General features: G+C 63.6%; 11 protein-coding genes. All 11 read left to right on the top strand.

The window, feature by feature from the left end:
* Positions 1 to 157 precede the first annotated feature (157 nt).
* Positions 158 to 1,798 (top strand): urea ABC transporter permease subunit UrtB, encoded by a 1,641-nt coding sequence (urtB, locus tag ABDB81_RS06580; RefSeq protein ID WP_346810443.1) that lies wholly within the window; start codon positions 158 to 160, stop codon positions 1,796 to 1,798.
* Position 1,799: 1 nt separating this feature from the next.
* Positions 1,800 to 2,999: an urea ABC transporter permease subunit UrtC gene (gene urtC, locus ABDB81_RS06585; RefSeq protein ID WP_346810444.1), complete on the top strand. Its 1,200-nt coding sequence runs from the start codon at positions 1,800 to 1,802 to the stop codon at positions 2,997 to 2,999.
* Positions 2,996 to 3,844, top strand: coding sequence for an urea ABC transporter ATP-binding protein UrtD (gene urtD, locus ABDB81_RS06590; RefSeq protein WP_137923039.1), 849 nt, complete (start codon positions 2,996 to 2,998; stop codon positions 3,842 to 3,844). Before urtC ends, urtD begins: the two co-directional genes overlap by 4 nt.
* 2 nt (positions 3,845 to 3,846) lie before the next feature.
* Positions 3,847 to 4,539 (top strand): urea ABC transporter ATP-binding subunit UrtE, encoded by a 693-nt coding sequence (urtE, locus tag ABDB81_RS06595; protein WP_137923040.1) that lies wholly within the window; start codon positions 3,847 to 3,849, stop codon positions 4,537 to 4,539.
* 106 nt (positions 4,540 to 4,645) lie between these two features.
* Complete coding sequence (locus ABDB81_RS06600) at positions 4,646 to 5,521, top strand: urease accessory protein UreD (RefSeq protein WP_346810445.1); 876 nt, start codon at positions 4,646 to 4,648, stop codon at positions 5,519 to 5,521.
* Between the two features lie 54 nt (positions 5,522 to 5,575).
* Positions 5,576 to 5,878 (top strand): urease subunit gamma, encoded by a 303-nt coding sequence (locus tag ABDB81_RS06605; RefSeq protein WP_137923042.1) that lies wholly within the window; start codon positions 5,576 to 5,578, stop codon positions 5,876 to 5,878.
* A 54-nt stretch (positions 5,879 to 5,932) separates the two neighbouring features.
* Complete coding sequence (locus ABDB81_RS06610) at positions 5,933 to 6,586, top strand: HupE/UreJ family protein (RefSeq protein ID WP_346810446.1); 654 nt, start codon at positions 5,933 to 5,935, stop codon at positions 6,584 to 6,586.
* A 30-nt stretch (positions 6,587 to 6,616) separates the two neighbouring features.
* Positions 6,617 to 6,922 carry an urease subunit beta gene (locus ABDB81_RS06615; protein WP_346810450.1) on the top strand — a complete coding sequence of 102 codons (306 nt, stop codon included), beginning with the start codon at positions 6,617 to 6,619 and terminating at the stop codon, positions 6,920 to 6,922.
* Entirely contained in the window at positions 6,922 to 8,640 is a 1,719-nt protein-coding gene (gene ureC, locus ABDB81_RS06620; protein ID WP_346810447.1) for an urease subunit alpha, read from the top strand. The genes ABDB81_RS06615 and ureC overlap by 1 nt, the downstream gene beginning before the upstream one ends.
* A 3-nt stretch (positions 8,641 to 8,643) precedes the next feature.
* Positions 8,644 to 9,225 (top strand): urease accessory protein UreE, encoded by a 582-nt coding sequence (gene ureE, locus ABDB81_RS06625; protein ID WP_346810448.1) that lies wholly within the window; start codon positions 8,644 to 8,646, stop codon positions 9,223 to 9,225.
* Positions 9,226 to 9,237: 12 nt separating this feature from the next.
* On the top strand, positions 9,238 to 9,867 hold a 630-nt coding region (locus ABDB81_RS06630; RefSeq protein ID WP_346810449.1), incomplete at its 3' end, for an endonuclease domain-containing protein.

A 9,867-nucleotide genomic window follows, 5' to 3' on the forward strand; every position in this document is an offset into this window, starting at 1 on the left:
TGAGGGCCAGCAGTTCAAGACGCGATATCGGCAGCTTGCACCGCCATGCCCTCACCCCCAACCCCTCTCCCGCTCGCGGGAGAGGGGAGCAAACCGCCGCTGCGGGACATCTTCTACACACAAGACGCGACATATCGCGCTATCAACAGGCTCCTGAATGCACCGACCCGACATCCGTTCATGGCTGCGCGCCATGTTCGCTGTGCTGCTGCTGGCCGCTGCCCCACTATGGGCGGCCACGCCGCTGACGCAGGCCGACCTGAAACCGCTGGCCGAAGACGACTTCGACGCCAAGACCGCCGCGCTGACCAGGATCACGCAGGCGCCGGCAGCGCAGGCCGGACCGATTCTCAAAGCGCTGCAGGACGATGCGCTGCAGTTTGCACCGTCGGTCGGCATGGTGCGTACCGAGGGTGACAAAGCGCTCGACGCCATCACGGGGCAACCGGTCACGGTCAAGCCCGATGAGCTGGAGTCCCTGACACTGAACAACAGCCTGCGCTCGATTGTCGATAGCGCGTCGAGCAGCCTGCTGCTGCAGTCGCCCGATATCGCCGTGCGGACGCAGGCCATCAACACGCTGTTCGATCAACCGGAAAGCGCCACGCGTGAAGCGGTGGAAGCGGCGCGCAAGGCCGAGGCCGATGCGGGCCTGCGTGCGCGCCTTGACGTGATCTGGGCCAGCACGGTGCTGGCCGAAGGTCCGGGTGCCACGCGCGATGCACGCATCGAAGCCATTCGCATCCTCGCAGCCGACAGCAATCCGCAATCACGCCAGAAGCTGACGCCCTTCGTTGAGAAGGACGAGGCGGGCAAATACAAGGAATCCGACGAGGGCGTACGCGTGGCCGCGCAACAGGCGCTCGATCAGTTGCGCAGCAACGAGCGTCGCGCGGAAGTGGTGGGCAACCTGTTTGCGGGCCTGAGCCTCGGCAGTGTGCTGCTGCTCGCTGCACTGGGCCTGGCGATCACGTATGGCCTGATCGGCGTCATCAACATGGCGCACGGCGAATTCCTGATGATCGGCGCCTATGCCACCTATGTGGTGCAGACGCTGTTCCGTGCCTTCATGCCGACCGAGGCATTCGGCTGGTATCTGGTGGCGGCGCTTCCGGCATCGTTCCTAGCGGCCGGTCTGGTCGGCTTTGCGATCGAGCGCATCGTGCTGCGCCATCTGTATGGCCGTCCACTGGAAACGCTGCTGGCCACGTTCGGTATCAGCCTGCTGTTGCAGCAGTCCGTGCGCACGATCTTCGGCGCGCAGAACGTTGAGGTGGCGAATCCTTCGTGGATGAGCGGTGGATTTGAAGCCATGGCTGGTCTCGTGATTCCGTACAACCGTGTGGTCATCATCCTGTTCGCGCTGGGCGTGGTCGCTGTGGCGTGGGCTGTACTGAATCGCACGCGTCTGGGTCTGTTCGTGCGTGCGACGACGCAGAACCGCACGATGGCGGCATGCGTGGGCGTGCGTACGTGGAAGGTGGATAGCTACGCGTTTGCGTTTGGTGCAGGTATCGCGGGGCTGGGTGGATGCGCGCTCTCGCAGATCGGCAATGTAGGCCCGGATCTGGGGCAGGCGTACATCATCGACTCGTTCATGGTGGTGGTGCTCGGCGGGGTAGGCCAGTTGGCCGGCACCATCGTGGGCGCGTTCGGCCTCGGCATCATCAACAAGTTCATCGAGCCGTTCTACGGCGCGGTGCTGGCCAAGATCTTTGTCCTCGTGCTGATCGTGCTCTTCATCCAGAAGCGCCCGCAAGGACTTTTCGCGCTCAAAGGGCGCAGCGCGGAGGCCTGACATGTCCAGTTTCCAATCGAAATCCGGCAAGGCGTTCCGGCTCGCCGTTCCCGAGCGCCAGCCCCTGTTCTCCGGCCGTATCTGGACGCTGCTGGTGGCGTTCACGCTTATCGTCGGTATCGGCGTGCCAGTCTGCGCGCTGATGCTGCCGGAAGGCCATCCGCTGCATCTCTCGGCCTACGCGTTGACGCTGATCGGCAAGATCATGTGTTTTGCGCTGGCAGCCATTGCACTCGACCTCGTGTGGGGTTACTGCGGCATCCTGAGCCTCGGCCATGGTTTGTTCTTCGCGCTGGGCGGCTATGCGATGGGCATGTACCTGATGCGGTCGATTGGCCGCGAAGGCGTGTACAAGAGCGATCTGCCCGACTTCATGGTGTTCCTCGACTGGAAGGAACTGCCGTGGTTCTGGCATGGCACCGAGCATCTGCCTTACGCGCTGCTGCTCGTGGTGCTGGTGCCGGGCGTGCTGGCGTGGCTGTTCGGCTTCTTTGCGTTCCGCTCGCGCATCAAGGGCGTGTACCTGTCGATCATCACGCAGGCGCTCACGTATGCGGCGATGCTGCTGTTCTTCCGTAACGAGACGGGCTTCGGCGGCAACAACGGCTTCACGGACTTCAAGCGCATTGCGGGTTATGCAGTGGCAGCGCCGGAAACGCGCACCGCGCTGTTCGTGCTGACATTCCTCGCGCTGATCGGTGGCTTTATTGCGTGCCGCTACATCGTGACGTCGAAGCTTGGTCGCGTGGTCACGGCCGTGCGCGATGCGGAGATGCGCGTGATGTTCTCGGGCTATAACCCGCTCGGCTACAAGCTGTTCGTGTGGACGTTCTCGGCAGTGCTGTGCGGTATTGCTGGCGCGCTGTACGTGCCGCAGGTGGGCATCATCAACCCGGGCGAAATGTCTCCGGCCAATTCGATCGAGATGGCCGTGTGGGTAGCGGTGGGCGGACGCGGCACGCTGATTGGTCCGATCATTGGCGCGTTCCTGGTCAACGGCGCCAAGACGATGTTCACCGCTTACTTCGCCGAATACTGGTTGTTCCTGCTCGGGGCGATGTTCGTGCTCGTGACGCTGTACCTGCCCGATGGCGTGGTGGGTCTGGTCCGCCGCCTGCGCGCGATGCGCAAGCCTGCGAAGCCAATCGATGCGGACACGGATGCGTCCGTACCAGCACCGCAACAAGGGAGCAAGGCATGAACGCCGCGTTGGGAGTGGAGCAAGCGGAGAGCGGCGATGCCACCGGGCTGGGCCGCATCCTCGAACCGGGCGTCATCGACACGACGCACGGACCGATCCTCTACGTGGAAGACCTGACTGTCCAGTTCGACGGCTTCCGCGCACTGAACAAGCTGTCGCTGTCGATCGATCACGGCGAACTGCGCTGCGTGATCGGGCCGAACGGTGCCGGCAAGACGACAATGATGGACGTCATCACCGGCAAGACCGGGCCGCGCAACGCCAACGTCACGGGCCGCGTGTTCCTGGGCCAGACCATCGACCTGATGCGCATGACCGAGCCGAAGATCGCGCAGACCGGCATCGGGCGCAAGTTCCAGAAGCCCACCGTGTTCGAGCAACACGAGGTGTGGGAAAACCTGGAACTGGCGATGAAAGGCGACAAGCGCTGGTGGTCGTCGCTGCGCGCACGATTGACGGGTGAGGGCCATCGCCGTATCGAGGAAACGCTGGCGCTGACGGGTCTGGAAGACGAGGCCTATCGTCCGGCTGGGTTGCTCTCGCATGGTCAGAAGCAGCGGCTGGAGATCGGCATGCTGCTGATGCAGCAACCGCAGTTGCTGTTGCTCGATGAACCCGTGGCCGGCATGACCGATGAGGAAACGATGCAATTGGCGGGGCTGCTGAACAGCCTGCGCGGCAGCTGCTCGATGATGGTGGTCGAGCACGACATGGAGTTCGTGGCTGCGCTGGCTGGCGAGAAAGGCAAGGTCACGGTACTCGCCGAAGGCAGCCTGCTGGCGGAAGGCACGCTCGATGCGGTGAAGCGCGATGAACGCGTGATCGAATCCTACCTGGGAAGATAACGATGCTGCAGGTCAATGCACTGAATCAGTACTACGGCGGCAGCCACATCCTGCGCAACGTCTCGTTCGACGTACCGCATGGCAAGCTGACCACACTGCTGGGCCGCAATGGCGTAGGCAAGAGCACGCTGCTGAAATGCCTGATGGGCGTAGTGCCCACGCGCAGCGGCAGCGTGAGCTGGGACGGCAAGGCGCTGGAGAAGAAGGCGCCTTACGAACGTGTTTCGGCGGGGCTCGCGTATGTGCCGCAGGGGCGCGAGATTTTTCCGCGTCTCACGGTCGAGGAGAACCTGCTGATCGGCGCGGCGAGCCGCGGCAAGCCCAATGGCGTGCCGGACCGCATCTATCAATTGTTCCCGGTGCTGCGCACGATGCGGCAACGTCGTGGCGGCGACCTCTCGGGTGGCCAGCAGCAGCAACTCGCCATTGGCCGCGCGCTGATGAGCGAACCCAAGCTGCTGATTCTGGATGAGCCCACCGAAGGCATCCAGCCATCGATCATCCAGGACATTGGCCGTGCGCTGCGTCTGTTGGTGGATGAGTACGGCATGACCGTGCTGCTGGTGGAGCAGTACTACGAATTTGCGCGCCATCTGGCCGATCACTACGTGGTGATGAGCCGTGGCGAAGTGGTGGCAAAGGGCGCGGGCGCGACGATGGAACAGGACGGCGTACGCGAGCTGATTGCGGTGTAGGCACGACAAGGTCGAACAGCGCACAGCCACCTTCCGGTGAGGGCGGCTGCGCGCTATGATCTGCGCCAACGCCTCGGCGTATCTTCTCGCACTCACGCCCCCCTTCATGCGTCACCCTGACTTTCCTTCTTCGCTCGCCTTGCCATCGGCCTGGCACGCCAGCCTGTGCCTGCGCTTTGCCGTGCGTGCGGGCCGGACCGCCATGGTCGAGCGTCGCCATGAGGGGCCGCTACGCGTGCAGAAGCCGCTGTATCCCGAAGGGGATATCTGCCATGGCGTGGTGCTGCATCCGCCGGCTGGCGTGGCGGGTGGTGACCTGCTCGATATCGACATTGCAGTCGGCACCAACGCGCACGCCGTGCTGGCGACGCCCGGTGCCACCAAGTGGTACAAGTCGGCGGGACGCGATGCGGCGCAGCAGGTGCGCATCGACGTGGCCGAAGGCGGCAAGATCGACTGGCTGCCGCAGGAGAACATCGTCTTTGACGATGCCCGCGCGCGCATTGCCACGGACGTGACCGTTGCCCCGGGTGGCAGCGCCATCGGCTGGGATGCTGTGGTGCTGGGACGCCTGGCGTCCGGTGAGCGATGGGCCAGCGGCTCGCTCTGGCTCGATACACGGATCGGCGGTGTCGAACACCCGCTGTGGATCGAGCAATCGCATTTCGATGCGGCATCGCCGCTGCGCGGCGCCGTGGCGGGTATGGATGGATTGCCGATCCTTGGCACGCTGTGGGCGGTGGGGCAGGGCGCTACGCAAGACCTCGCCGAATCACTGGCCGAGCGCCTGCCATATCGCCCCGATCTGCGCGCCGGTGTTACCTGCCTGGCAGCACGCGGCGCATCGATGCCGATGCTGCTGATGCGCGTGCTGGGACGCGACATGGAAGCGGTGCGAAATCTGATGATCGATAGCTGGCAAATGCTGCGCATGCCGATCCACGGCGTGCCTGCACGGCCGCTGCGGCTTTGGGCCACCTGAACACGACGAAGCCCCAAACAAGCAAACAACAAGAACACTCGAACGGAAGCCGATATGGAACTGACGCCACGCGAGAAAGACAAGCTGCTGATTTTCACCGCTGCGCTGCTGGCCGAACGCCGCCGCGCGCGCGGACTCAAGCTCAACTATCCCGAAGCCATTGCGCTGATTACCGCCGCGATCATGGAAGGCGCACGTGATGGTCGCACCGTAGCCGAGCTGATGCACGAAGGCACCAAGGTGCTGGCGCTCGAAGACGTCATGGATGGCGTGGCGGAAATGATTCCCGAAATCCAGGTGGAAGCCACGTTCCCGGACGGCACCAAGCTCGTCACCGTGCATCACCCGATTGTCTGATTGATCGACTGTCCGATTATCTGAACCGCATCCAACAAGAAGAGGTTGAACCCTATGCACCGCATGCTTTCCTCGCGCCGGATTTTTTCGCACCTGACCGCAGGCGCCACGCTAACTCTCGCTACTGCATCGGCCTTCGCCCATCCAGGCCATGATGGCGCCACCGTTAGCGCCAGCCTGTTCGCGGGCCTCGCGCATCCGTTCACGGGTGCGGACCACCTGCTGGCCATGGCGGCCGTGGGCGTGTGGAGCGCACTGGCCGTATCGCCGAAGGGGACGTTCGATGGCGGCAAGTCGAAGATGGATCTGCTGCGTCTGCCGTTCGCGTTCGTCGTGATGATGCTGGTCGGCGCCGCGCTCGGTCTCGGTGGCGTGGCGCTGCCGGCCGTCGAACCGATGATTGCCGCATCGCTGCTCGTGATCGGCCTGTTGGTGGCGGCACGCGCGAAGTTGTCCGCGATGGCGGGCATGGCCATCGTCGGCGGCTTCGCGCTGTTCCATGGGTATGCACATGGTGCCGAACTGCCCGCTACGGCGGAGGCACTGCCGGCAGTGCTGGCCTACGTCGGCGGCTTCGCCGTGAGCACGATGACGCTACACGTGATGGGTATCGGCGCGGGCGCGTTCCTGCGTCGTCATGCGGGCTGGATCGCACGCGTGGCGGGTGCGGGCGTGGCGCTGTATGGCGTCGGCCTGCTCGTGGCCTGAACGGCCAATCCACGCACAAGGAGCATGGCGATGATTCCCGGTGAACTGATGCCGATGGACGGCGAGATCGAGCTGAACGTGGGGCGCGCGACGGTCAGCGTGACCGTGGCCAATACCGGCGACCGTCCGGTGCAGGTGGGCTCGCACTTCCACTTTTACGAAACCAATCCCGCGCTGTCTTTCGATCGCGAAACGGCGCGCGGCTTCCGGCTCGATATCGCAGCAGGCACGGCGGTGCGTTTCGAGCCGGGCCAGTCGCGCACGGTGCAACTGGTGGCGCTGGACGGTGACCGCATCGTCTACGGCTTCAACGGCAAGATCATGGGAGCGCTGTGATGAGCGTGAAGATTTCGCGGCAAGCCTATGCCGAGATGTTCGGCCCCACCACGGGCGACCGTTTGCGTCTGGCCGATACAGGTCTCGTCGTCGAGGTGGAGAAGGATTTCACGATCTACGGCGAGGAGGTGAAGTTCGGCGGCGGCAAGGTGATTCGCGACGGCATGGGGCAGAGCCAGCGCATGTCCAAGGACTGCGTGGACACCGTCATCACCAATGCGCTGATCATCGATCACTGGGGCATCGTCAAGGCCGATATCGGCCTCAAGCACGGACGCATCGCGGGGATCGGCAAGGCCGGTAATCCGGATATCCAGCCGGGCGTGACGATTGTCGTGGGACCGGGCACCGAGGTGATTGCCGGTGAAGGCATGATCGTCACGGCGGGCGGCATCGACACGCACATCCACTTCATCTGCCCGCAGCAGATTGACGAAGCGCTGATGAGCGGCGTGACGACGATGATCGGCGGTGGTACTGGCCCCGCCACAGGCACATTCGCCACCACGGTGACGCCAGGCCCCTGGTACATGGAGCGCATGCTGCAGGCGGCCGATGCCTATCCGATGAATATCGGCTTCCTGGGCAAAGGCAATGCGAGCCAGCCGGGTCCGCTGACGGAACAGGTGGAAGCGGGCGCTATCGGCCTGAAGCTGCATGAGGACTGGGGCACCACGCCGCAGGCCATCGATACGTGTCTCTCGGTTGCCGATGACACCGACACGCAGGTGGCGATTCACACCGATACGCTGAACGAAGGCGGTTTCGTCGAGGCGACGATTGCCGCGTTCAAAGGCCGCACGATCCATACGTATCACACGGAAGGGGCGGGCGGCGGCCACGCGCCGGACATCATCAAGGTGTGCGGCGAAGCCAACGTGCTGCCGTCATCGACCAATCCCACGCGCCCGTACACGGTCAACACGCTGGACGAGCACCTGGACATGCTGATGGTGTGCCATCACCTGGACCCGTCGATTGCCGAGGACATCGCCTTTGCCGAATCCCGCATCCGGCGCGAGACGATCGCCGCCGAAGACATCCTGCATGACCTCGGCGCGTTCTCGATGATCTCGAGCGATTCGCAGGCCATGGGCCGCGTGGGCGAGGTGATCATCCGCACCTGGCAGACCGCGCACAAGATGGCGGCGCAACGTGGCAAGCTGCCCGGCGATCCGCACGATGCGCGCGGTGGTCACGACAACTTCCGCGTGAAGCGCTATATCGCCAAGTACACGATCAATCCAGCGCTGACGCACGGCATCGCGCATGAAGTGGGTTCGATCGAAGCTGGCAAGTGGGCCGATCTGGTGTTGTGGCGTCCCGCGTTCTTCGGCGTGAAGCCGAGCCTGATCTTGAAGGGCGGCATGATTGCTGCGGCGGCGATGGGTGACCCCAATGCATCGATTCCGACGCCGCAGCCTGTGCATTACCGCCCGATGTTCGCCTCGGCGGGTGGTGCGTTGCCGAAGTCGTCGCTAACGTTCGTGTCGCAGTCGGCCATGGCGGCTGATGTGGGTGGACGCTATGGATTGGCGAAAACATTGGCAACCGTGCGCGGCACGCGTACTGTCAGCAAGCGCGACATGATCCACAATGACTGGCAGCCGAACGTCACCGTCGACCCGGAGACCTATCAGGTCGTGGCCGATGGTCAGTTGCTGATGTGCGAACCCGCCACCGTGCTGCCGATGGCGCAGCGCTATTTCCTGTTCTGACCCGTGATCAAGATCGATAAAGTCCTGCCCGCGCCGCACGGCATCGCGCCCGTGCTGGTGCGCCGCGCACCCAAGCTCGTCCTGCCATTCGGCGACCGCAGCAAGAGCCGCCTGCGCGCAGTGCTCGACAACGGCGCGGAAGCCGCATTGTTCCTGCCACGCGGCACCGTGTTGCGCGGCGGAGATCTGCTGGTAGCAGAAGACGGTACGTTCATCGAAGTGCAGGCCGCTGCGGAAGCGGTACTGCAGGTGTCCGCAAGCGATCCGCTCGCATTGATGCGCGCGGCCTATCACCTCGGTAATCGGCATACGCCGGTGGAGATTGGACGCGATTATCTGCGGCTGGAGTATGACCCGGTGCTGGCGGACATGCTGACCCGGCTCGGTGTACAGACCACGCGCGCCGATGCGCCGTTCGAACCGGAAGCTGGGGCGTATGGCGGTGGGCACAAGCATGGGCATGACGCGACGTTTGCGGAGGACTATGCCGCGGCGCAGGCAGTGTTTCACGAGCATCATCATGGGCATGATCACGATCATGGGGACGGGCATGTGCATGGGGAACACTGTGGGCACAAGCACTGATGTGAGCTCACGATGATTGAACCGCTGACCCTCTCCCCCAACCCCTCTCCCGCACGCGGGAGAGGGGAGAACACCGATGGTTTGCTCCCCTCTCCCTCTGGGAGAGGGGCAGGGGGAGAGGGCCGGCGCCTGACTCACCACGAATTCATTCGTCAGCTCCGATCGAATCAAACCACAGCCGAACAGCGCCTCTGGTATCACCTGCGCGCGCATCGCTTCCTCGGCCTGAAGTTCAAACGCCAGATGCCAATCGGCCCTTACATCGCCGATTTCCTCTGCATGGAATACAAGCTGATCGTCGAAGCCGATGGCGGTCAACATGGTTCCCTCAGCGACTTCGATCGCGACCAGTGGCTGGAAGCGCAGGGTTATACGGTGCTGCGATTCTGGAACAACCAGGTGCATGAAGAAACGGATGGTGTGCTGGAGGCGATTCGATTGACAGTTCTGGCGAAAGGGCTTGTTGAACCGCCTGCCCTCTCCCCCAACCCCTCTCCCGCACGCGGGAGAGGGGAGCAAGCCGATTGTGTTCTCCCCTCTCCCTCCGGGAGAGGGGCAGGGGGAGAGGGCCGGCGCGTCAAATCGAGGCGAGTTCCATGTACTGGTCTAATTTCCTCAGACACGTCGATAGGTGGAAAATCA

This window comes from Cupriavidus sp. DL-D2 (genome assembly GCF_039710735.1).
Classification (GTDB): domain Bacteria; phylum Pseudomonadota; class Gammaproteobacteria; order Burkholderiales; family Burkholderiaceae; genus Cupriavidus.